Source organism: Pedobacter agri, assembly GCF_032678665.1.
GTDB classification, from domain to species: Bacteria; Bacteroidota; Bacteroidia; order Sphingobacteriales; family Sphingobacteriaceae; genus Pedobacter; species Pedobacter agri_A.
Genome location: NZ_JAVTSH010000001.1, coordinates 441,644 through 464,259, shown reverse-complemented (window position 1 = coordinate 464,259; position 22,616 = coordinate 441,644). Strand labels below are relative to the sequence as shown.

Here is a 22,616-nt window from a genome sequence, read left to right as displayed (position 1 = left end):
TTATTCCCCTCCTTTGGAGGGGTGCCTGTAAGGCGGGGTGGTTCTTTTTCCAAACCTAACTTACAACAATTTAAAATTTTCCCGAAATCAGGATATCCACAATGTGCTGATAAGCTACTATGATTTCTTTTACCGTCATGGTTCGTGTCTCCACGAACCGAAATTTAATTGCTTTTCTTTTTTCTCTTTATCAAAGTTTTACGGCTAATCCTTGCAGGCCGTTCAGCCATTTCGATTTTCAACCCTAATAAATCGCGGATTACAACAGATGCGCAAGTACCACCGAAAGCTGCAGGTAAATAAGAAACCGTTCCATAAGCAGAGCGTTTAAAATTACTGCCATCCGTCATAATCATAGAATTTTTATCCATTTCCTCCGTAGAGAAAACTGCTTTGATTTTATCTGCTCCAACAAGTTTATTTAATCGCTTACGCACATAACTTGCAAATACACATTGGTAAGTATCAGGTAGCATAGTAACTCGTAATTTTGTCGGGTCCATTTTACCGCCCGCACCCATCGAGCTTACAATTGGAATGTTTTTTTCCAAAGCAGTAGAAAGCAAGGTTATTTTCGGCATCACACTATCAATACAATCCATAATGTAATCAAATTTCGATTCCAGAATTTCTCGGCATTTCTCGGGAGTTAAAAAGGTATTTACTACATGGAGTTTTAATTCCGGATTGATCGCTAATAAACGCTCCTGCATAATGGCCGCTTTACTAACCCCGTGATTGGTAGCCAAAGCAGGTAACTGTCTGTTTCTGTTGGTTGGGTCTACCACATCACCATCAACAATAGTCATTTCGCCAACGCCAGCACGACAAATAAATTCTGCCGCGAAAGAGCCTACGCCACCTAAACCAATCACTAAAACGTGTTTGGCTTGAAGTTTATCAATTCCATCGTTACCTACTAAAAGGGCGGAGCGTGAAAGCCAGCTTGTATCAGACATTTTTTTAAGTAAAAAGTGTAAAGTAAAAAGTAAAAATTGAAGGTAAAAACGGTTATAGCAAACTCAGTTTGTTCCAGTTTGCAAAAAATAAGTGCTTTCAAGTTTTTATTTTTCTTTGCTACGGAAACAAGGATTTACGCGGAATAAGTTTCTAAAAGCTTCCGTGATTTCTGTGTTTCCGTGGCAATTATTTTAAATTAAATTCAAATTTTTCCAGTTCGCAAAAATAAGTGCTTTCAGTTCATCAACCGAACATTTTTTCAAATTAGCTGCCATTTCATAGATTTCTTCAATAGGGGTTCCCGCATCATCAGTTTCTAGAAAAAAATCATCACAACTTTCAAGAAGTTTTGAAGCGCCTGAGTTTTCTTTCAAAATTGATGTTCCGAAGGATAGTAAAAAGCCTTTTGCTATTAATTGTTTCCCTAACGCCTCATTCTTATTAAAACCATGAATAATCATTGGTACTTTAACCTGTAATCTTTCCTTTAATTCAATCAATTCAGCGAATGCTTTAACGCAATGTAAAATCAAAGGTTTATTCAATTGCTCAGCCAATGCAACCTGAGTTTCGAGAATAATGGTTTGATTTTCCAGATTTTCGCCTTTTAGCTTATCCAAACCACATTCGCCGATCAACCTCACATTTGGCTGTTTGGCCAGCACACTCAAATATTTTAGCTGAATGTCCAGTTTTTCTAGTGACGCATACCAGGGATGTAAGCCAATAGAGATTGGTTTCGTTTTCGGCATCGCCAAAAATATATCGCTTGTTAGCGATAAACTTTGGATACTTGCCACACCTTTTCGCTGAGCACTTTTATGCGTATGTATATCTAAAAAGTCCATCAAGACACAAAGATAACTTTTGTAAAATGTATTTCTTCTGTAAAGAATTTGATGGTAATCTATTAAGTTAGTCGACTTTATTATTTTTGTCTCATCATTCTTAAAATCATGAAGAAATTATTCACCATACTGGCTGCGATATTGATATCAACAGCTGCATTTAGCCAGACTAAAACCGGGGGCGTTCACATTTACAATCCTGAGGCAAATGCCATGGCCGACCTAAAAGCTGCTACTGAGAAAGCCGCAAAAGCAAATAAACATGTTCTCGTTCAGGTAGGAGGAAACTGGTGTACCTGGTGTATTGCTTTTCATAATCTGATTGATACCACTGCCGTTTTGAAACAAACCATTAACGATAATTATGAATTTGTTTTGGTTAACTGGGATAAAGAACATCACAACGATGAAGCCATGAAATTTTTAGGTTTTCCTAATCGTTTTGGTTATCCGGTTTTTGTAGTTTTAGATGGGAAGGGTAAAGTACTACATATCGAAAATTCGGCCTATTTAGAAACAGACGAAATCGGTGCCAATGGGAAAAAGAAAGTTGGGCATGATGTGAACAAAACCATTTCATTTTTGAAAGGTTGGACAGTCGCCGCTGTTAATCCGGAAACTTATAAAGCAAAGGCGAAATAAGCTGAAACTATTGCTTAATTGAAAAGCCGAAAATTCTCAGAAACAAATCTGGAAATTTTCGGCTTTCTTTTTTAATCATCTGAATCGTCTTCATCATCTTTGAGGTCATCTACATTTAATTCGTATGATGATCTCGAAGCTTCATCAGCTTGCTCCAACATATCCTTATCATGTTCAATGTTGGTGTCGTCGCCATCCAGTTCATTGATGTTTTCGGTATCATCTTCTCTGCGTAATGCATCGTTCGGGTCGTTCGAATAATCTTCGTCTTTTGGGTCTATCATAACTTTAAATTTTATAGATAGATAATGGCTCAAAGTGTAGAATTGTTTTAACTTTTCCAGATCATATTAAAATCGTCAGTTTGATCGAAGCCGAGAAATCTTTAAAACTAAATCAGCCAATCAATTACATCTTCTATTGATAAATTTCCACTTGAAAAGACGAAAGGGTACTGAATGAATTATACAAAAAATGCCAGACGAATAAATCTGGCATTTAATTTTTTATTTTGCTAAGCCCTCGCTTTTAGAAGAGGGTTGTGACGGCTCTTACATTCCATCGCCAAACTTGTAATTTGGCAAAATGCTTACCGGTAATTTTCCTTTTGGTACCAGGCGATTATTAATCACGGCAGCTGCCGAAACCTGCATGTAATCTTCCTTTTGATAGGCCACTACCAAACCTTTGCTACTTTCTAAACCTGGCAATGCAGATAAGTTATATGGGTTTGCAAACAGTGAAAACACAGTGTTTTTTGTAGATAGTTCTTTGATGAAATTTTTAACCCCAGCATTCAAAGGGATGTTATTACCAGGTCTGGAGCGGCTATCATGAATGCCTACAATAATTTGATCGAATGCTCCGATTTCACGGGCAACATTTGAAATTTGCGTGGCAGTAGCATCTTTATCCAATACATAATAAACAGAATTGTAAAATCCTTTCGAAATCTCTTTCTGAAATCTGGTTACCGTCGGCACGCCAATGCTGATAATTGCAGTTCTTCTAATCGGAACCATATTTTTGATAAAATCTTTTCCTCTTAGCATCGTAACCGAAGCATTTGCCAGCTCCTGCACCAATGCATTGCTGCTGTTGCGGTTAACTCCGGCAATAATACCTTGCGTTACCACGGTATCACGATTTGCTAAACCCGCCCAATATTTTGCGGTTAAAATTTTTCGAACGCTGGCATCAATCGCATTCATATCAATTTTGCCATGCCTAATCTCTTTTCTGATTAATTTAATTGCCCGATCGCTATTTTCCGAAAGCTCTAAAATATCATTGCCGGCAATAATTCCCATCACATCGGCTTCGCCGTTTTTAAAATATTTAACTACACCTTTCATATCCATTGCATCCGAAATAATTAAGCCTTTAAAGCCTAAACGTTGCTTTAAAATGCCGGTAACAATTGGCCTCGACAATGTTGAAGGTAAATTTGGGGTGTTATCTAACGAAGGAATATTCATGTGCGCAATCATTACGCCAGATGCACCTTGCTTAATTAACTCCTTAAACGGATACATTTCCAGGCTATCCAAACGGGCAGCACTGAAAGTAAGTTGTGGCAAATCGTAATGCGAATCTACATCGGTATCGCCATGACCAGGGAAATGTTTTAAGGTTGTCAGCAAGCCACCATCTTGCATACCCATCATGTAGGCAGCCGTTTTTGTGGCAACGTTAAATTTATTTTCGCCGAATGAGCGGTAATTAATTACCGGATTTTTAGGATTGTTATTAATGTCGGCATCGGGCGCAAGGTTCATTTGCATACCCAAACGTTTGAAGTCTTTAGCAACTTCCTGCCCCATCTTGTAAATTAAATCTTTATTCTGTATCGCACCTAAAGTCATTTGGTAAGGGTAAGAAATGGTACTGTCTAAACGCATTCCTAAGCCCCATTCGCCATCATTCGCCACAATTAATGGCACATGACTTACTTTTTGGTAAGCATTAGTTGCTCGGGCCTGTCGCACAGGTCCGCCTTGAAAAAAGATTACACCACCCAACTGCTCTTTTTTAATAACCAGACCAACAGAATCGATATATTTTTGCCCCAGGTTGGTATGCGCCCGCACAAAAAACATCTGGGCAATTTTTTCCCGGCGGTTTAATTTTTTAAAAACAGAGTCAACCCATTTAGGTTGGTTGGCCAGCATTTGTAAGTAGGATGGCTTTTGCGCATGCGCCGAAAAGGTAGCAATGCATAATATTGCAATGAGAATTAAGTTCTTTTTCACGTTGTTTTGTTGTAACGGCTAAATTAATAAGTAATAATCGAATAAAACAAAAACCAATCCAAGTAATCGATTTAATACAATTTAACAGCATGAGTTGTGAAATTCATGATCATCAGGTACGCTTAAATAATTTTGAAAACTGGCGCTCAGTAATGCTACCATAACAGTAGTCCTGCTTTCTGTTACAATCTTTTTGCAGTGCTGCCGTTCTCGTTTTATCGTCATTGCTGTAACAAACAGACGTGGCGATCTTTTTCGTTAATCATCAAAAAGTATTTCCACGGCAATCAGGTTTATAAAACAAAGGCTTGTGTTTTAAACAGCAAAACTGGGTGGAAGAAGCATGGGCTGCAAAAAAAAATAAAACATAATGCAAAATCAAAAGTTAATATAATAACGCTTTGAATAATGTTTAACTAAAATTTATAGCCATGAAAAATGTAAATACACCGAAGAACAATCCAACTACACAAGGAAGTTCAATAGCAGACAGAGCAAACCACGATGTTAAAGTGGATAAAAAAAATCAGGGAATTACTAATGGTGGTGGTCAACGTTCTGATCAGACTTCAAACAAAGACAATCAGCGTAAATACGATAATAAGAAATAGTTGAGATGTAAGATGGAAAATGTAAGATGGACCAGTGTTCCATTCCACATTTTCCATCTTACATTTTCTCCATCACATCATTCCCTCTTCGCTCTTACATCCTCCATTTCCCATCCCTAAGACGGCTCATTTGCCAGATTAATGATGTCTTTTCCTTCTAAAATTTTTCGTTCGTTGTTATGACTTAAGGTATTGATCATTGCATCACCCAACTCGGTCATGGTACAGAAACCATTTGGAGAAAGTCTTCTTCCAATTGGGAATATCCAGTTAATATATTTATAGAATTTATGCGCATATTTCTGTCCTGGAATTGGTTTTATAAATCCCGGACGGAAATGATACACCTGCTCAAAAGGCAATTTCGTAATGTCATTCTCTGTTTTACCCTTTACTTTCTGCCAGTTTAACCGGCCATTTTCGTTGGTTCCACTTCCAGAAACATAACAGAAAGTCATCTGATCATTCAGCTTACTTAAGGTTTCTGCAACATGAAGTGTTAAGGTGTAAGTCATCCTGTAATAGGTATCGTTATCTACGCCAACCGATGAAATTCCAAGGCAAAAGAAACAAGCATTATATCCTTTCAACTGATCTTCAATAGATGAAAAATTAAAAAAATCCTGATGAATAATTTCTTTGAGTTTTGCATGCGTGTAACCGCAAGGTTTTCTATTGATCACTAAAACCGAATCTATCTCCGGGCTATTCAAACACTGGATTAATACGCCCTCGCCAACCATCCCGGTACTTCCGGTGATAATTACGTGATTAGTTGCTCTTGTTTTCCCCATAAATTTTCTTTTCAAATTATTAACTTATAAAGTTACTCTTTGTTTGATTTAATAAATTCAACATAACTTCTCTTCACATACATCAATATTTCGTAATCATTCATTTTCCTGATTTCCGGTAATGTCGGTCGATATTTGTCGATGAATTGCTGCAGTGAATCTTCTGCTAATTTAGTAATGGAATTGATTTTTTCAGGAGAAAACCTGTTATTGATATAATTTGTTCCTTCATCTTTTAGCTGAACTTTTTTGAGTTTTGAAATAGACGATTTATTTTTATTAAGTAAGCCGACTGTTTTCAATATATCTAAACTCAAGATAGATGATGTGGAATTTGAAACCAGGTTTGAACCAAAAGTTGGGTAACGCAGGCCTTTCTTCACTACAATATCTTTAATTGTCGGGGCCTTATAGGCGAAAACCTTTGCGAAATCTGCTCTTATCTGTAAGGAGTCTTTCAGATAATCACGCTTAGAATAAATGGTAATATCAGCTAAATTGATGGCTGCCGGTTTTAACAATATCACTAGATCCTTAAAATTATTGTTTAGGTTGAGATCAAAATCTTCGTAGCCAAGTTTTTTAATTTTGATTAACTGCACCGAAGGATTTCTGGCAAATGAGAATTTCCCCGTAGCGGAAGTAATGTTTACCTGATTTCCGTACGTAATTACAACGTTCTCTACCGGCAGTTTAGAAACCTGATCCAAAATCTGCCCGTTAATTTGCTGTTGTGCAAGTAACTGACTGGATGTGATGATTAGCGCAATGATGAATAAATACCTCATTTTATGCTAAGTTAACTGATATGAAATGATGGCGTAAAAGTTTAACAAAGCTTAACGTTTCTCTTCCCGGGAAAGAAAAAAGGGTTCCGACTTTTAATCGAAACCCTTCTTATTATCTGATAACTGTACCTTGCATCTTATAATCCTTTGGTGGTTCTGCACCCAGCAAATGCTGCACAAAATAATCCCATCTTCTCCTCATCATATAAGGCGAATAGGCGCCATATCCGTGAGCACTGTTCGGAAAAATAACCAAATCAAAAGATTTATTGGCTTTTTGTAAGGCTTCAACAACCAGCAAAGTATTGTATGGTGGCACATTATCGTCCATCATTCCATGAACCAACATTAATTTTCCTTTTAGGTTTTTAGCATAGGTTTGATTGGCCTGTGCTTCATAATCAACATTTTCTGCTAATCCATTATAACGTTCGCCCCAATCATCCTCATAATTTCTGTTGTCGTGGTTTCCTGATTCGGAAATGCCAACTTTAAAGAAATCAGGATAACGGAACATGGCCGCTGCGGTGGCAAAACCACCTCCCGAATGACCCCAAATGCCTACTTTGGCAGTATCAATTGGATATTTTTCTGATAGTTGTTTAATGGCGGTGATTTGATCTGGCAAAGTATTTTCGGCCATGTTCCCATAGTTCATATCATGGAAACTTTTTGAGCGGCCAGGATTACTTGATCCCTCAATAACCACAACAATAAAGCCCAGTTCAGCCAAAGCCTGATGATCGCCACGTGATGCCGAGAAAAACCAGCTGCCCATACTTCCGCCTTGCGGACCAGGGTAAATGTAATCGATCACCGGATATTTTTTGCCGGCTTCCATTTTATTTGGCGTGAAGATCAAGCCATAAATATCAGTTTTGCCGTCGCTTGCTTTTACCGAAACAGGTGTTGGAGCCTTCCATCCTGTAGCGCTCAATCTGGAAACATCAGTTTTCGCCAGTTCAGTAATCAATTTTCCGTTTACATCTCTAAGCGCTACAACAGCAGGAACGTTTGGTTGTGAGTAATTATCGATAAAGTATTTTTCAGAAGGAGAGAAGCTTACCATGTGGTTACCTGGCTCCGGAGTTAGATCTGTAAGTTTTTTACCATCGAAACCTATTTTATAAAAATGACCAAAGTAAGGGTTTAATTTATCCTGACCGTTTGCCATGAAATAAATGGTGCGGGTTTTCTCATCAACTTTTAGCAAACGGGTAACTACCCAATTTCCCTTGGTGATTTGATTTTTTACCTTTCCAGTTGTAGCATCGTAAAGGTAAAGATGGCCCCAGTTATCGCGTTCCGAATACCAGATGATTTCTTTGCTTGCAGGTAAATATCTCCAGTTAATGGTTCCCTGTCCAGATTCGAATTGTGTTTTAACAGTTTCTTCAAAAACTTCACGCACTGATCCGGTTTGTGCATTTGCAATACGGAATTTTTCATTTTTATGATCACGGGAAGTAGATACAAATGCCACTTCCGATCCATCTGCTTTCCAATCGATATCGTCGAATGTTCCGCTGCTCGAAATGTCGTCACTCAAGGTGCCACGGTGCTGGTCAGGCGCAACATTGATTGAAATCACTTTTGGATTTTCTACGTCAATGATCACTCGTCTGATGGTAGCGATTGATTTATCTCCAGGCAAAGGATACTTCCAGGCCTCTAATTTTGGTGCGCCAACATTTGTGGTCACCAAATACATATCTTTTGAGTTTCGTTGATCCTGCTGAAAAGTAGTAATCTTTTTCGAGTCTGGCGACCAGCGTAAGATTGGGGCATCGCTATGTTTCCAGCCAGCATTGTCAGTAGCATAACCGTAATCTTTTATTCCATCTGTGGTTAACTGCGTAAGTTTTCCCGATGCAACATCTTTTACGTACAAATTGTAATCTTTGATTAAGATTGCCTTTTTGCCATCTGGAGAAAGCACTTCACTTCCTGAGCTTCTTCTTCTGTTTGGTGATGTTGGTGCAGAAGTACCACTACCATATTCAGTGGAAATCGTTTTGGTCTTTTTTTCAGGATCTACTAAGAAAGTTTGAGTTCCGGTAGCATTTTTCAATGTAAACCAAAATTTATCTCCTTCAAGCCAGTTCGGAGAAACACTGCCATTATCGATGTATTTCGAAGTGTTGTAAGCCATAAAGCTTTCAGCATGTTCATAATCTTTCGCAGTTAAAACTTTCTGCTGGGCATTTGCTGTAGCAGCAAGCGCAAAGGCTGATAAGAATAGCCAATATTTATTCATAATAGTTAGTTGGTTGATCTTTGGGATAAAATTAATACTGTTTTGGCAGATCAGATTAATTTAGCAAGAATAATACAAATGATGAAGGCTGAAATTTAAGATAGGATTATGCCAATAAAAAATGCCATCTTTTGTAAGACGGCATTTTGCGGAGAGGGCGGGATTCGAACCCGCGGTACCGTGAAGTACACACGCTTTCCAAGCGTGCTCGATCGACCACTCTGACACCTCTCCGGAATGGATTGCAAAAATATATTTTTTATTCAAAAAAAATGCTCCCAAAATGAATTGGAAGCATTTATTATTTTAAAGCTGTTGAAATTAATCAACAACCGTAATTTTTAACATGTTGGTTTTACCTTTAGCTTCAATTGGAATCGCAGCAGTATTAATTAAAATATCACCTTGTTTAACCAGTTTCTTGCTTTTTAAGAATTCGTTAACTTCAATAATGGTATTGTCTGTGCTCTCCCACTTATCATAGTAGAAACCCCTAACACCCCAAAGTAAACTTACTGCATTTAAAAGTGCTCTATTGCTAGTGAAAATGAAGGTTAAAGCCTCTGGTCTGTGACTAGAAATTTCAAAAGCTGTGTAACCACTCAATGTCATCGAAACAATACCAACTGCATTGGTTTGCTTAGCCAAGAAACAAGCTGAATCACAAATCGCATCGCTTAAAAACGAAGGTGATTTTGGTTTAAGGAATTTATCAGGATTGAAAGGATAGTTATTCTGCTCAATGTTTTGAATAATTTTTTGCATCGTTTCGATCACGATCAATGGAAATTCTCCAACTGAAGTTTCACCACTTAACATTACCGCATCAGCGCCATCTAAAACAGAGTTAGCCACATCATTAACCTCTGCACGTGTAGGGCGAGGTGTAGTAATCATGCTTTCTAACATTTGTGTAGCCACAATAACAGGTTTAGAAGCTGCTCTACATTTGGCAACAATCATTTTCTGCAATAACGGAACTTCTTCCATCGGACATTCAACACCCAAATCTCCACGGGCAACCATAATACCATCCGTTACAGCGATAATTTCATCAATATTCGCAATGGCTTCTGGTTTTTCAATTTTTGCAATTACACGGGCTGTTTTGCCACGTTCAGCAATAATATTTTTAAGCTCGATAATATCTTCAGCCTTACGAACGAAAGACAAACCGATCCATTCTACATCATTTTCAAGAACAAATTCTAAATTTTCACGATCTTCTGGCGTTAAAGACGGGATGGAAACTTTAGTATTTGGAAGGTTTACACCTTTTCTTGAAGTTAAAATTCCACCGTGAACAATCTCGCAAACCACTTCATCCTTAAGATTGGTTGATAAAACTTTCATTTGCAGTTTACCATCATCCAAAAGAATGATTTCGCCTGCCTGAACATCTTGCGGGAAATTTTGATACGTGATATAAATACGCTCTTCATTACCAATACACTCTTGCGTAGTAATAATGGTAGTTTTACCGTTAATCAGGTTAATTCCACCTTCTTTTACCAATCCGATACGAATTTTCGGACCTTGTAAATCAGCAAGAATACCAACATTGTAATCGTATTTCTTGTTTAAATCGCGGATAGTGTCTAAAACTGCCTGATGATCTGCCTGAGAACCATGTGAAAAATTCAGACGGCAAACATCCAAACCTGCGTTAAACATGCTATATAATACATCTGGTTTTGCTGATGCCGGGCCAAGCGTGGCTACAATTTTAGTTCTGGAATGAAAAGGTTTCATTTAATTAATTGATTTTAGCAATGCAGTTTCAGAAAGCGCTAATTAATTATCTAAAGTAATTAAACTGCATTAAATTTTATATATTTTGTTTTTTTGTTCGTTGTTTATAACCCTCAAATATAGTGTATTTAATACACCAAGTATATAATTTTTATATTACCAAATTCTCTTTACTCTTTAATTTAGTAGGGTCTATTTTTGCAGCTACCTGAATATCAGGTAGTTTGTTTAATCCGTTTATCAAATAATTAAGATCTTCCTTATCGATAAATTCTTTAATTATAATAAAAAAATCAACGTTTCCCATTTCCGGAACCAGTAATCCATCGCTACTTCTGTTGCTAATCAGGTAATATTCAACCTCTCCTTGCTCTACAAAAAAGTAATATTTCGAGAAAGACCAGGCAGGTTCATCAATGTTAAAAAATATTTCGTGATCATCAATTTTCTCAAATTGCGTATTTAACCTCGTATTAATTTTGTGGCAAAGCACATAGTCTTTAAGGGGCGCAGTAATCGCAATTAGTATAAAATCAAGGTCTAACGTTAATTTCAGGTAAGTTCTGTTCAAATCGAAATAAATTATTTACAGAACGAAATTAAAAAACTAATTCTATATTCGCTGTGTTATTAAGACACCAAAAATAGGTGTCGAAATAAAAACATTTGAAAATTGTAAGAATTTATTTTTCTTTGCACAGAATTATTTAACCATTAAATTATAAAATTATGTCTGATATTGCTTCAAGAGTTAAGGCTATTATCGTAGAAAAACTAGGTGTTGACGAAAGCGAAGTTACGCCAGAGGCTTCATTCACCAACGATTTAGGTGCAGATTCTTTAGATACCGTAGAGTTAATTATGGAATTTGAAAAAGAATTCAATGTAGCTATTCCTGACGATCAGGCTGAAACCATCGGTACAGTTGGTCAAGCAATCGCTTATTTGGAAAAAAACGTTAAATAGAATTACGCTTTTTCAGTATAAATGGAATTAAAAAGAGTAGTAGTAACAGGGTTGGGTGCGCTCACTCCTATAGGCAATAATGTTCCTGATTTTTGGGAAGGATTGACTAACGGGGTGAGTGGCGCTGCTCCTATTAAAGGTTTTGATACTGAAAAGTTCAAAACGAAATTCGCATGCGAGGTAAAAAACTTTAATCCGGAAGACTTTTTGGAGAAAAAGGAAGCCCGCAAGCTTGATCCGTTTGTACAATATGCTTTAGTTGCAACAGAAGAGGCTGTAAAGGATGGTGGTTTTGATTTCGAAAAATTAGACACCAACCGGATCGGAGTAATCTGGGGCGCTGGCATAGGTGGATTGAAAACTTTCTTAGACGAAATTTCGAATTTTGCTAAGGGAGATGGTACGCCAAGATACAATCCATTTTTTATTCCTAAGATGATTATTGATATCGCTCCAGGGCATATCTCTATCAAATATGGCTTACGTGGGCCAAATTTCGCAACTGTTTCGGCATGTGCTTCATCTACCAATGCAATGATTGACGCCTTCAACTACATCCGTTTGGGTATGGCTGACGTGATTATCAGTGGTGGTTCTGAAGCCATTATCAACGAAGCAGGAATGGGTGGTTTCAACGCCATGCATGCATTATCTACACGTAATGATGATCCTCAAACAGCATCTCGTCCTTTTGATAAGGATCGTGATGGTTTTGTAGCTGGTGAAGGCGCAGGAACTATTATTTTGGAAGAACTTGAACACGCAAAAGCAAGGGGTGCAAAGATTTATGCAGAACTTGTTGGTGGTGGAATGAGTGCTGACGCAAATCACATCACTGCTCCGCACCCGGAAGGTTTAGGTGCCAGAATGGTAATGACTAACGCCTTAAAAGATGCTGGTCTAACTACTGCCGATATCGATTACATCAATGTTCATGGTACTTCTACGCCGCTTGGCGATATTAGCGAAACCAAAGCCATTGCTGATCTTTTCGGTGAAGATGCTTACCGTTTAAACATCAGTTCTACAAAATCAATGACTGGCCACTTATTGGGTGCTGCTGGTGCTGTTGAAGCGATTGCTGCAATTCTTTCTGTTCAAAATGATATTGTACCTCCTACAATTAATCACTTTACAGATGATCCTGCCTTTGATCCTAAATTGAATTTTACTTTTAACAAAGCTCAAAAACGCGAAGTGAGGGCTGCATTAAGTAATACTTTTGGTTTTGGTGGTCACAATGCTTCAGTAATTTTCAAGAAATACGAAGATTAAATACTCAGCTTTGCTATATAATTTTGTATGCTAATTAAAAATAGATAACTTAGTTAAATATGCTAATTAGCCGCTAATTGTGTTATTTATTTAATGCCGATATTAAAATTATATAAACTTTATCTTTCTCCCGAAAAGGAGTTTGTTAAGAAGCTGAAGAATATTTTGGGCTTTGTACCTGGTAATGTGACGCTATACAAAATGGCGTTCAGACACCGTTCTGTGGCTAAAGTTTTAAAAAACGGTAGCAGGAGTAGCAACGAGCGATTAGAGTTTTTGGGCGATGCGGTTCTGGGTTCTGTGATAGCAGAATTGCTTTTCAAACATTATCCTTACAAAGAGGAAGGCTTTTTGACTGAAATGCGTTCGAAAATTGTGAACAGGGCAAACCTGAACCAGTTGGCTAAGAAAATTGGATTTGATAAGCTTATCCAATTTGATCAGCGTTCTGTAAGTATCCAAACCAAGCATAATTCGATGTTGGGTGATGCTTTTGAAGCCATTGTAGGTGCGATTTACATGGATAAGGGATACAATTTTACCAAAGAATTTCTATTGCGTAGAATTGTAAAGCCACACATCGATATTCATACCTTAGAACTTACCGAAACCAATTTTAAAAGCAAATTAATCGAGTGGTGTCAGCGCCATGGTAAGGATGTTACCTTCGAGCTCGTTCAAAATGGAGAAGGTGAAAGTGCAAAACTGTTTACCATCAGTGCAATTGTTGATGGCGAAAAACACGGTACAGGTAGAGATTATAACAAAAAGAATGCAGAGAAACTGGCTGCCGAAAAGGCCTGTGAAGCACTCTCTATTTGAGGTTAATTGCCTATTTGTTTAAGTGGGTTAATTGTTCGAATCGTTTAATTATAGTTCTCCTATTTGTTTAAACTGGCCAACTGAAAATAACCAATTCCTAACTGCAAACGTCCAACTGAAAACTACTTTCCTTTCCCCAAGGTATCGGTAAATTTTTTTGATGATTCTTTAATGTATTTGATGTAATCGTAACTATTCCAGTATTGTGCTTTGTCAAAGTCTGGGCGGCAATCCAACATATATCTTTCAAGAGTATCGCCAGTTAACTGCGTATTGTTCTTAATGATGGTTTGATTAAAATACACATCAATCTGCGATTGTTTCAATTCATTATCAGCATATCTTCCAAATCTTCTGGCATTTTTTGGCTCTTTGCCAATCAAATTATAAAGCCCGTTTAAGGGCTGAAAAATAGCAGATAGAAAGGATGATTTGCCACCATTGTATACGCCCTTATTTCTAAAATCTCGCTTTAGATCTTCAAGATCCTGCTTTTTTGTGTTGCCGACAATGGTCACTTCATTTAACATCGTGCTTTCGCGAACCAGATAAATCAGGATGTCTTGCGTTCCAAGCACAACAATTCGTTGATCGGTTAAGTTTCGTTTGGTAATTAAAAGTGTATCTCCAACCCGGGCTTTAAGCTGAAAGAAACCAAGATCGTTACTGCCTACGCCAATTTGCGTACGTTCATTGGTTATTTCTGCCAACGCTACGCGGATGTTGGCTCCCTTTTCAAAAACAACACCTTTAACAATAAAGTCCTGTGCTTTTAAATTGAAGTTAATGAGTATCAATATTAGCGGTAAGATTGCAAGTTTTAAAAATTTCATTCGTATTAATTTTTCAAAGTATCCGTAAATTTTTTGGCAGATAACTTTATATAATTTACAGCATCGTAATTGTTCCAATGTTTCACCATTTCAGCTGCAGGTGAATATTCAAGCATAAATTTGTCTAAGTTTTTTCCTTTAAGTGTCGTATGCTTACTAATCAGGGTTTTATTAAAAAAATTATCTACTTGCATCAACTGCAATTCTTTATCATAGTACCGTTTAAAACGTCGTGCTTTAGCAGGTGTTTTGCCAAACAGTTCATAAAAGAAAGTCAGCGGACTTCCATTTAGTGGATTAAGCAAAGCTAAAGGTGGTTTGCCTTCGTAAAAAGATCCCTGGCGCTTAAATTCTCTTCTGATTTCCTGTAGGTCTTCGATTTTTGTTTTCCCCTTTACTGTTACCTCATCAAGGTTAATACTGGATCTGATTAAATAAACCAAAATGTCTTTATTGCTATTCACCACAATTTGCTGGGAAACGAAGTTTCTTTTCTCAATCAATAGGGTATCTCCCAAACTCACTTTGATGTTAAATAAGCCTAAATCATTACTCCCAACCGCTTTGCCCGAATGCTTATTGGTTATAACACCTAAAGCAATCCGAATGTTCGTACCTTTCTCTATGATTACGCCTTTAATTAAAACATCTTGTGCATAAATTCTGCCGCCAATTGTCATCAGCAAAGAGACTAACAGTAACAGAAAAAATGCCCTCATTTAGGTTAAATATTTCTGTAAAATTAACATTTGTTAACCTTTAATTTGTTAAATAAACGTTAATGGTAGCATGCAATCATCGAAGGTACAGGTTCTGATATAAGCACAAACCTCGTCTACAAACTCTAAACTAATTTTTCTATCTTTGCGCATGATAAAATCCATGACAGGATACGGCTTAGCAACAGCCGATTATGCGAATGCAAAGTACAGTGTCGAAATCAAATCACTCAACAGCAAATTTCTTGAGCTGAATTTAAAATATCCTAAAGCGTTTTCTGATAAAGAATTAATTCTACGCAACGTTTGTAGCAAAGATATCGAACGCGGGAAAGTGAGTTTGAGTATAAACGTAGAGCGATCGAGTGGAGAAGTTACTGGGGCAACCATTAATACTGCGTTGTTAACTCATTATTACAATCAACTGGTTTCAGTAAATTCGGAATTAGGGGCAAATAGTACTAACCTACTTCAAACGGCTTTAACTTTTCCTGAAGTAATTTCTTATAAAGAGGAAAGCGTGAGTGAGGATGAATGGAATCATTTATATCAGATATTTACTCAGGCCCTGGCAAATTTTAACAGTTTTAGAGAAGATGAAGGTGCGGTTTTAAAAGCCGATTTAGAATTGAGAATCAAAAATATTCTCTCTTACTTCAAATCAGTTGAGGAGCTGGAACCTAAAAGAATCGCAGCAATCCGCGATAAATTCTCGCAATTTTTAGAAGATGCGGTAGGCAAGGTTAATATCGACCAGAACCGTTTCGAACAAGAATTGATCTACTACATTGATAAAATTGATATTACAGAAGAAAAAACACGTTTAAAAAGTCATTGTGACTATTTTTTGCAAACCTTAGCAAGTAAAGAAGCAAACGGTAAAAAAATGGGTTTCATTTCGCAAGAAATCGGAAGAGAAATTAATACAATGGGTGCGAAGGCGAACGATGCACAAATGCAACAATATGTTGTTGGCATGAAAGAGGAGTTAGAAAAAATTAAAGAACAGTTATTAAACGTATTATAGAAAGCTTAAAGCTTATAGTTCAAAGATCAAAACTTTGGGCTTTCTGCTTTTCTCTTTATGCTAAACAGAATGAAACAAGGCAAATTAATCATATTTTCAGCACCATCGGGAGCAGGTAAAACAACTATTGTACACCACTTATTAGCTAAGTTTCCTGAATTGAGCTTTTCGATTTCAGCAACCACACGCGAATCAAGGGGTGCAGAAACTCACGAAAACGATTATTATTTTATTAGTAAGGAAGAATTTCTTCACAAAGTTGCCCGCCAGGAATTTGTGGAATTTGAGGAAGTTTATAACGGAACCTTTTACGGTACCTTACGTTCTGAAATTGAGCGCATCTGGAATGATGATAAACATGTAATTTTTGATATCGATGTAGAAGGCGGCCTTCGTTTAAAAAGAAAATATGAAGAAGATGCACTGGCTATTTTTGTTCAGCCACCATCGTTAGCGGTTTTAAAAGAACGTTTAAGCGGCAGGGGAACTGATAGCCCTGAAAAATTGCAGGAACGTTTTGTTAAGGCAGAAAAGGAGTTAACCTACGCTGATAAATTCGATGTAGTTCTTAAAAACTATGATTTGGCTACAGCCTGCGCTGAGGCAGAGGAGTTGGTGAGAAGCTTTTTACAGCGTTAGCAGTTTGTAGTTGCAGGTCGTCATTGCGAGGCACGAAGCAATCTCATTTGACGATCTCTATTTGAAATTTTGAGTAAGATTGCTTCGTGCCTCGCAATGACGAATTTGGTTTAAACTGAAAACTGTAAATTGAAAACTGGTCTATTCTTCGGCTCTTATAATCCCATACATACCGGGCATTTGATTATTGCCAACTATATGGCAAACCATACTGGCCTTGATGAAGTTTGGTTAGTGGTATCACCTCATAATCCTTTAAAAGATAAAGGTGGTTTATCAAACATGTACGACCGCCTGGAAATGGCAACCCTTGCTACCGAAAAAACGGAGAATATAAAAGTGAGTGACATTGAATTTTCATTGCCTCAACCATCTTACACTATTGATACGTTAACACATCTTCATGAACGTTACCCTACCAAAGAGTTTGTTCTGATTATGGGAGCAGATAATCTGGTATCGTTTAAGAAATGGAAAAACTATGAGGTACTTCTCAAGAATTATCAAATTTACGTTTATCCACGGCCCGGAGCAGATGTGAGCGAGTGGCAAAACCATCCGGCGATAACTTTTACAGATACGCCTTTGATGGAAATTTCTTCAACTTTTATTAGAAAAGCAGTTAAAGAAGGAAAAAATGTACAATTCTTTTTGCCGGATAAGGTAATTGATTTTATCGACAGCAAGGGTATGTACAAATGATTTACGATTTTAGATTTAAGAATTTAGATTGGAATCAATTACACTCCATCGCTAAATTTCTTCTAAATCTAAAATCGTAATTATAAAATTAAAATCAATCGGTTATTTCCAACCGCCACCCAGGGCACGGTATAAATTAACCACCGACTGTAGCTTCTGCAACCTGTCGTTTATCCCATTCAACTGAGCAGTTAATAAACTTTGCTCTGAAGTTAAAACATCAGTATAATTTGTTGCTGAGCTGTAACGCAATAACTCTTTAGTAAAATCAACTGCTTTAGTTAAAGATGCGATTTGCTTCGCTCTGGTTTCTTCTTTTTCAGCAGCGGTTTGATAAGCGTACAAGGCATTTGATACTTCTTGTCCGCCAGTTAAAAGCGCTTGTTGAAAAGCATAAAAAGCAATTTGTTGATTCGCCTGTGCTGTAGTTAAACGAGCTTTATTTGCGCCTTTAGCAAATATAGGTTGCGTTAATCCACCTACCAGGTTGTAAAAGATAGAATTATCGAAGAAATTACCCAATTGTAAACTGGTTAATCCACCGGTAGCGGTTAAAGTTAAAGCAGGGTAGAAATAAGTTTTAGCTACGTTTGTATTTTCAAAAGCGGCTCTGAAACCAAATTCAGCGGCGATCACATCCGGACGGTTTTGTAAAAGCTGTGCCGACACACCAGTTTGTAAATTTGTATATGGTAACTGCTGATCTAACGTCGTTCGGTTAATTGTTCCTGGTGCCTTAGCCAATACCACACTTAAGGCATTTTCAGCTTCTTTAATGCTTCTTTTTAAATCAGGAAGTGTTACCTGAGCCGCGTATAAGTTTGCTTCACTTTGAACAACTGCAGCTCCGTTTACCACTGCACCTTCTTTCAAAGCTTTCATGGTTTCAACATCCTCTGTTCTAATTTTAATCGTTTGCTCTGTAATCGCCAGCTGTTTATCTAAAGCAAGCAAAGTATAGTAGCTATTGGCGATAGTGGCAATTAACTGTGTTTGAACGGCTCTTTTTGTCGCATCACTCTGAAGCAAAGTTGCGAAAGCACCACGTTTGGCGCTGCTAAGTTTTCCCCAGATATCAGCTTCCCAGGCTGTACTTAAAGCGGCCCGGTAAGTTTGCGTTTCCAGATTAATGTTAATCCCGGCAGGAAAATTTAATGCCGCTTGTGATTGTTTTGCATCAGTAACCGATACATCAGCCTGCAAACTTGGTAAAAATGCTGCACGACTTTGGCGCAAGGTAGCTTCGGAAATCCTGATGCGTTCGATAGCCTGTTTTAGGTCAAGATTTTCATTTATTCCCTGTTGAATTAAAGATTGTAATGTTGTATCAGAGAACAGGCTTTTCCATGGCAAATCTGCCATGGTTGTGGTATCGGTGGTATTAATGTCTCGGTATAAACCTTCGTTTTTAACTTGCGGGCGATTGTATTTTTGAGTTACGCAAGCGCTTAAGCTAAGGATGGTAAAACCGATAAAAATGGAATGCTTATATGTGATTTTCATTGTTCGATTTAATTAATGTTTACTGTTAGCTGTTGCTAATTCGTATTCTTCCGGCGTTTGCTCTTTTTCAATTCCTTCATCGAAAGGCGACTTGTTACTTATTCTTTCCTGTAACGATTGGAAGACGATAAATAAAGCAGGGATTACAAAAACGCCGAAGATGGTACCGATTAACATACCGCCAACTGCACCTGTACCAATTGATTTGTTTCCTGATGCGCCTACGCCTGAAGAAAGCATTAAAGGCAATAAACCTAAAATAAAGGCGAATGAAGTCATTAGGATTGGACGCAAACGGGCCGTTGCACCATCAATTGCGGCATTAACAATACTCATTCCTTTGCGGCGTCTATCTACAGCGTATTCTACAATCAGAATCGCATTCTTGGCTAGTAAACCCACAAGCATAATCAATGTGATCTGCGTATAAATATTGTTATCGATACCGAAAATTTTATCGAAAATAAATGTTCCGGCTAAACCAACAGGAAGAGATATTAAAACAGCCAGTGGTAAAATATAACTTTCGTACTGAGCGGCCAATAGGAAATAAACGAAAATCACGCAGAGTAAAAAGATAAAAATTGTTTGGCTACCGCTGCTCATTTCCTCACGGGATAAACCTGAGAATTCATAACCATAACCTGCAGGCAAATGTTTTGCCGCTTCTTCCTGAACAGCTGCCAATGCATCACCCGAACTGAAGCCGGCATTTGGGTTTCCTGTAACGGCAATAGAAGTAAATAAGTTGAAACGGGAAATTGCTTGCGGACCGTAAACTTTCGATAGCGTGATAAACTCAGAAACCGGCGCCATTTGTCCATCTTTGTTTCGCACAAAAATACGGGTTAAGGTTTGTTCATTGGCACGATATTGTGCATCTGCCTGATACATTACCCTGAACTGTTTACCAAACTTATTAAAGTTTGAAGCATAAACACCACCGTAATAACCTTGCATCACCCCTAAAACATCGGCAACTGTTAAACCGGCCTGTTTCACTTTAGCAACATTCACATCAATTTGATATTGTGGGAAGTTAGGGTTAAAAGAGGTAGAAGCATACTGAATTTCCGGACGCTGGCTCAATGCAGCTAGAAATGTGTTGCCTATCTCATTAAATTTCTTGATGTCGCCACCGGTTTTATCCTGAAGCTGGAATTCAAAACCACCACTCGTACCAAAACCCTGGATGGTTGGTGGAGCAAAGAAAATAATTTTTGCGCCTTTGATGGTTGCTGTTTTGGCAAACAATTCGCCGATAATCGCTTTTACATCACGTTTACGCTCATCCCATGGAGATAAACGGGCAATTACCATTCCGTAGGAACTACCTGAACCAGAAATCATACTACGACCTACTACTCGTAGCGAGTTTTTAATTTCAGGGATTTTATGTGCAATACTATCAATTTTGGCAATTACAATACTGGTTTCTTCCTGCGATGTTCCCGCGGGTAATGAAATATCAGACATAATCGTTCCCAAATCTTCATTAGGTACGAAACCCTTTGGGGTGGTATTCATTGTCCACACCAAAACAACTGTAAACAATGCAATTCCTAAACCAACAATCCATTTCTTTTTAGCCAAGAAACCGATTGACTTTTTGTATTTACCTGTTACCGCATCAAATGAAGTATTGAAGGCGCCATAAAAACGTTCAAGGAAATTTTTCTTTTTGCCGTGATCATCTTTATGGGGTTTTAAAAATAAGGCACATAAAGCCGGACTCAACGTTAAGGCGTTAATCGCAGATAAGATGATTGAGATGGCTAAAGTTAAACCAAATTGCTTATAAAATACCCCTGATGAACCTTGAATAAAACTCACTGGAATAAATACTGCTGCCATTACCAAAGTAATCGAGATGATCGCTCCACTGATGTCGTCCATGGCATCAACAGTTGCTTTTTTTGCATCCGTATAACCTTCATCGAGTTTGGCGTGAACTGCTTCTACTACCACAATCGCATCATCCACTACAATACCGATGGCAAGCACCAGGGCAAATAAGGTTAATAAGTTGATGGTGAAACCAAATAAACTCAGGAAGAAAAACGTACCGACAATTGCCACCGGAACACTAATCGCTGGAATTAAAGTCGAGCGGAAATCCTGTAAAAAGATAAAAACCACCAGGAACACTAAAATAAAAGCTTCAATTAAGGTGTGGATTACTTTTTCAATTGATGCATCGAGGAAGTCGTTTACGTTAACCAAAGTAGCATAGTGTACGCCTTTTGGAAAAGATTTTTGCGCTTCATCTAAGGTAGTGATGGAGTTTTCAATTACTTCTTTCGCATTTGAACCAGCCGTTTGATTAATGGCGATACCTAAAGCAGGTTTTCCATTGAATCTTACAGAACTGGCATAACTTTGTGCACCTAATTCAATTCTGGCAATATCTTTCAGGCGAAGAATCTGGCCATTGGCATCAGTTTTAATGATGATGTTGCTAAACTGCGCTTCATCTTTTAACCGGCCGGTATATTTCAAAGTATACTGGAATGCCTGGTCTCCCTGTTCTCCGAACTGGCCCGGCGCTGCTTCAACGTTTTGATCGGCCAGGGCGGTATTTACATCACTGGGTACCAAACCATAAGTTGCCATTACATCTGGTTTTAACCAAATACGCATGGTATAATCAAGCGTACCAAATGCACTCGCATCACCTACACCATTAATACGCTTAATTTGCGGAATGATATTGATGTTGGCATAATTCTGTAAAAACTTTTGATCATAAGATGGATCATCACTGTATAAACCGAAGATTAAAACGTTACTGGCCTGTCTTTTAGCCGTAATTACACCCGATCTGGTAACCTCTGCAGGTAATAGACTTGTTGCCCTTGCTACCCTGTTTTGAACGTTAACCGCAGCCAAATCGGGGTTGGTACCTAATTTAAAGTTGATGGTGATGGTTGCAGTACCATCATTACTGGCGGTAGAAGTCATGTATGTCATGTCTTCCACACCATTAATTTGTTCTTCAAGCGGAACAACTACACTATTCATCACCACATCGGCATTCGCACCCTGGTATGATGTAGAAACCTGCACCGTTGGAGGCGCAATTTCCGGGTATTGTGAAACCGGCAACGTAGCTAAACCTAAAACACCGAGAATAACGATGATAATGGATATAACAGTTGATAGAACCGGTCTTTCTATAAATTTCTTAAACATAATATTAAATTATCTCAAAGGGATTCCCTTGGAA

At 37.9% G+C, this 22,616-nt stretch carries 21 protein-coding genes and 1 tRNA gene; 8 read left to right on the top strand and 14 right to left on the bottom strand.

Features of this window, described 5'->3' with window-relative positions:
- Positions 1 to 164: 164 nt before the first annotated feature.
- Together R2Q70_RS02095 and R2Q70_RS02090 are read right to left on the bottom strand one after the other, a co-directional pair.
- Positions 165 to 959: a tRNA threonylcarbamoyladenosine dehydratase gene (locus R2Q70_RS02095; RefSeq protein WP_316806021.1), complete on the bottom strand. Its 795-nt coding sequence runs from the start codon at positions 957 to 959 to the stop codon at positions 165 to 167.
- 192 nt (positions 960 to 1,151) lie between these two features.
- Positions 1,152 to 1,808, bottom strand: a complete 657-nt coding sequence (locus tag R2Q70_RS02090; RefSeq protein WP_316806020.1) for a TatD family hydrolase — start codon at positions 1,806 to 1,808, stop codon at positions 1,152 to 1,154.
- 108 nt (positions 1,809 to 1,916) lie between these two features.
- On the opposite strand from R2Q70_RS02090, the gene R2Q70_RS02085 reads away from it, so the two are divergent.
- A complete protein-coding gene (locus R2Q70_RS02085) occupies positions 1,917 to 2,450 on the top strand; it encodes a thioredoxin family protein (protein ID WP_316806019.1) in 534 nt (177 codons plus the stop codon).
- Between the two features lie 71 nt (positions 2,451 to 2,521).
- Here R2Q70_RS02085 and R2Q70_RS02080 read toward each other — a convergent pair whose 3' ends face one another.
- Positions 2,522 to 2,734, bottom strand: a complete 213-nt coding sequence (locus tag R2Q70_RS02080) for a hypothetical protein (RefSeq protein WP_010601400.1) — start codon at positions 2,732 to 2,734, stop codon at positions 2,522 to 2,524.
- Positions 2,735 to 3,001: 267 nt separating this feature from the next.
- On the bottom strand, positions 3,002 to 4,702 hold the full coding sequence (locus R2Q70_RS02075; RefSeq protein WP_316806018.1) for a glycoside hydrolase family 3 protein: 1,701 nt from the start codon (positions 4,700 to 4,702) through the stop codon (positions 3,002 to 3,004).
- A gap of 431 nt (positions 4,703 to 5,133) precedes the next feature.
- Here R2Q70_RS02075 and R2Q70_RS02070 point away from each other — a divergent pair, with 431 nt between their 5' ends.
- On the top strand, positions 5,134 to 5,313 hold the full coding sequence (locus R2Q70_RS02070) for a hypothetical protein (protein ID WP_316806017.1): 180 nt from the start codon (positions 5,134 to 5,136) through the stop codon (positions 5,311 to 5,313).
- A gap of 116 nt (positions 5,314 to 5,429) precedes the next feature.
- Here the strand turns inward: R2Q70_RS02070 and R2Q70_RS02065 are convergent, their stop codons facing one another.
- The 6 genes from R2Q70_RS02065 to R2Q70_RS02040 all read right to left on the bottom strand — a co-directional run bounded on the left by R2Q70_RS02065 (position 5,430) and on the right by R2Q70_RS02040 (position 11,475).
- Positions 5,430 to 6,107 carry an NAD-dependent epimerase/dehydratase family protein gene (locus R2Q70_RS02065; RefSeq protein ID WP_316806016.1) on the bottom strand — a complete coding sequence of 226 codons (678 nt, stop codon included), beginning with the start codon at positions 6,105 to 6,107 and terminating at the stop codon, positions 5,430 to 5,432.
- A gap of 32 nt (positions 6,108 to 6,139) precedes the next feature.
- Positions 6,140 to 6,895 carry a hypothetical protein gene (locus tag R2Q70_RS02060; protein WP_316806015.1) on the bottom strand — a complete coding sequence of 252 codons (756 nt, stop codon included), beginning with the start codon at positions 6,893 to 6,895 and terminating at the stop codon, positions 6,140 to 6,142.
- 112 nt (positions 6,896 to 7,007) lie between these two features.
- Positions 7,008 to 9,152, bottom strand: a complete 2,145-nt coding sequence (locus R2Q70_RS02055; protein WP_316806014.1) for a S9 family peptidase — start codon at positions 9,150 to 9,152, stop codon at positions 7,008 to 7,010.
- A 149-nt stretch (positions 9,153 to 9,301) separates the two neighbouring features.
- Positions 9,302 to 9,386: transfer RNA gene (locus tag R2Q70_RS02050), tRNA-Ser, on the bottom strand.
- Positions 9,387 to 9,473: 87 nt separating this feature from the next.
- Entirely contained in the window at positions 9,474 to 10,904 is a 1,431-nt protein-coding gene (gene pyk, locus R2Q70_RS02045) for a pyruvate kinase (RefSeq protein WP_116169050.1), read from the bottom strand.
- Between the two features lie 151 nt (positions 10,905 to 11,055).
- Complete coding sequence (locus R2Q70_RS02040) at positions 11,056 to 11,475, bottom strand: IPExxxVDY family protein (protein WP_010599620.1); 420 nt, start codon at positions 11,473 to 11,475, stop codon at positions 11,056 to 11,058.
- A gap of 158 nt (positions 11,476 to 11,633) precedes the next feature.
- Here R2Q70_RS02040 and R2Q70_RS02035 point away from each other — a divergent pair, with 158 nt between their 5' ends.
- The 3 genes from R2Q70_RS02035 (at position 11,634) to rnc (ending at position 13,967) form a co-directional block, all read left to right on the top strand.
- On the top strand, positions 11,634 to 11,870 hold the full coding sequence (locus R2Q70_RS02035) for an acyl carrier protein (RefSeq protein WP_008508386.1): 237 nt from the start codon (positions 11,634 to 11,636) through the stop codon (positions 11,868 to 11,870).
- Positions 11,871 to 11,891: 21 nt separating this feature from the next.
- The gene (fabF, locus tag R2Q70_RS02030; RefSeq protein WP_010599621.1) at positions 11,892 to 13,145 is read left to right on the top strand and encodes a beta-ketoacyl-ACP synthase II; all 1,254 of its coding nucleotides are present in this window, start codon (positions 11,892 to 11,894) and stop codon (positions 13,143 to 13,145) included.
- A gap of 93 nt (positions 13,146 to 13,238) precedes the next feature.
- Positions 13,239 to 13,967 carry a ribonuclease III gene (gene rnc / locus R2Q70_RS02025; protein ID WP_010599622.1) on the top strand — a complete coding sequence of 243 codons (729 nt, stop codon included), beginning with the start codon at positions 13,239 to 13,241 and terminating at the stop codon, positions 13,965 to 13,967.
- A gap of 122 nt (positions 13,968 to 14,089) precedes the next feature.
- Here rnc and R2Q70_RS02020 read toward each other — a convergent pair whose 3' ends face one another.
- A complete protein-coding gene (locus R2Q70_RS02020) occupies positions 14,090 to 14,800 on the bottom strand; it encodes a hypothetical protein (RefSeq protein WP_316806013.1) in 711 nt (236 codons plus the stop codon).
- 5 nt (positions 14,801 to 14,805) lie between these two features.
- Positions 14,806 to 15,519, bottom strand: a complete 714-nt coding sequence (locus tag R2Q70_RS02015; protein WP_316806012.1) for a hypothetical protein — start codon at positions 15,517 to 15,519, stop codon at positions 14,806 to 14,808.
- Positions 15,520 to 15,682: 163 nt separating this feature from the next.
- Between R2Q70_RS02015 and R2Q70_RS02010 the strand changes: the two genes are divergently transcribed.
- The 3 genes from R2Q70_RS02010 (at position 15,683) to nadD (ending at position 17,887) form a co-directional block, all read left to right on the top strand.
- The gene (locus R2Q70_RS02010) at positions 15,683 to 16,546 is read left to right on the top strand and encodes a YicC/YloC family endoribonuclease (RefSeq protein WP_316806011.1); all 864 of its coding nucleotides are present in this window, start codon (positions 15,683 to 15,685) and stop codon (positions 16,544 to 16,546) included.
- Between the two features lie 69 nt (positions 16,547 to 16,615).
- Positions 16,616 to 17,185: a guanylate kinase gene (gene gmk, locus R2Q70_RS02005; RefSeq protein ID WP_010599626.1), complete on the top strand. Its 570-nt coding sequence runs from the start codon at positions 16,616 to 16,618 to the stop codon at positions 17,183 to 17,185.
- Positions 17,186 to 17,314: 129 nt separating this feature from the next.
- A complete protein-coding gene (nadD, locus tag R2Q70_RS02000; RefSeq protein WP_116169054.1) occupies positions 17,315 to 17,887 on the top strand; it encodes a nicotinate (nicotinamide) nucleotide adenylyltransferase in 573 nt (190 codons plus the stop codon).
- A gap of 102 nt (positions 17,888 to 17,989) precedes the next feature.
- On the opposite strand, the gene R2Q70_RS01995 is transcribed toward nadD, so the two are convergent.
- Entirely contained in the window at positions 17,990 to 19,390 is a 1,401-nt protein-coding gene (locus R2Q70_RS01995; protein WP_316806010.1) for an efflux transporter outer membrane subunit, read from the bottom strand.
- Between the two features lie 12 nt (positions 19,391 to 19,402).
- A complete protein-coding gene (locus R2Q70_RS01990) occupies positions 19,403 to 22,582 on the bottom strand; it encodes an efflux RND transporter permease subunit (protein WP_316806009.1) in 3,180 nt (1,059 codons plus the stop codon).
- Between the last annotated feature and the right edge of the window lie 34 nt (positions 22,583 to 22,616).

Coding starts and splice junctions, on each gene's coding strand:
- R2Q70_RS02095 (WP_316806021.1), bottom strand. CDS start 959: ATGTCTGATACAAGCTGGCTTTCACGCTCCGCCCTTTTAGTAGGTAAC.
- R2Q70_RS02090 (WP_316806020.1), bottom strand. CDS start 1,808: ATGGACTTTTTAGATATACATACGCATAAAAGTGCTCAGCGAAAAGGT.
- R2Q70_RS02085 (WP_316806019.1), top strand. CDS start 1,917: ATGAAGAAATTATTCACCATACTGGCTGCGATATTGATATCAACAGCT.
- R2Q70_RS02080 (WP_010601400.1), bottom strand. CDS start 2,734: ATGATAGACCCAAAAGACGAAGATTATTCGAACGACCCGAACGATGCA.
- R2Q70_RS02070 (WP_316806017.1), top strand. CDS start 5,134: ATGAAAAATGTAAATACACCGAAGAACAATCCAACTACACAAGGAAGT.
- R2Q70_RS02065 (WP_316806016.1), bottom strand. CDS start 6,107: ATGGGGAAAACAAGAGCAACTAATCACGTAATTATCACCGGAAGTACC.
- R2Q70_RS02060 (WP_316806015.1), bottom strand. CDS start 6,895: ATGAGGTATTTATTCATCATTGCGCTAATCATCACATCCAGTCAGTTA.
- R2Q70_RS02055 (WP_316806014.1), bottom strand. CDS start 9,152: ATGAATAAATATTGGCTATTCTTATCAGCCTTTGCGCTTGCTGCTACA.
- pyk (WP_116169050.1), bottom strand. CDS start 10,904: ATGAAACCTTTTCATTCCAGAACTAAAATTGTAGCCACGCTTGGCCCG.
- R2Q70_RS02035 (WP_008508386.1), top strand. CDS start 11,634: ATGTCTGATATTGCTTCAAGAGTTAAGGCTATTATCGTAGAAAAACTA.
- fabF (WP_010599621.1), top strand. CDS start 11,892: ATGGAATTAAAAAGAGTAGTAGTAACAGGGTTGGGTGCGCTCACTCCT.
- rnc (WP_010599622.1), top strand. CDS start 13,239: ATGCCGATATTAAAATTATATAAACTTTATCTTTCTCCCGAAAAGGAG.
- R2Q70_RS02020 (WP_316806013.1), bottom strand. CDS start 14,800: ATGAAATTTTTAAAACTTGCAATCTTACCGCTAATATTGATACTCATT.
- R2Q70_RS02015 (WP_316806012.1), bottom strand. CDS start 15,519: ATGAGGGCATTTTTTCTGTTACTGTTAGTCTCTTTGCTGATGACAATT.
- R2Q70_RS02010 (WP_316806011.1), top strand. CDS start 15,683: ATGACAGGATACGGCTTAGCAACAGCCGATTATGCGAATGCAAAGTAC.
- gmk (WP_010599626.1), top strand. CDS start 16,616: ATGAAACAAGGCAAATTAATCATATTTTCAGCACCATCGGGAGCAGGT.
- R2Q70_RS01995 (WP_316806010.1), bottom strand. CDS start 19,390: ATGAAAATCACATATAAGCATTCCATTTTTATCGGTTTTACCATCCTT.
- R2Q70_RS01990 (WP_316806009.1), bottom strand. CDS start 22,582: ATGTTTAAGAAATTTATAGAAAGACCGGTTCTATCAACTGTTATATCC.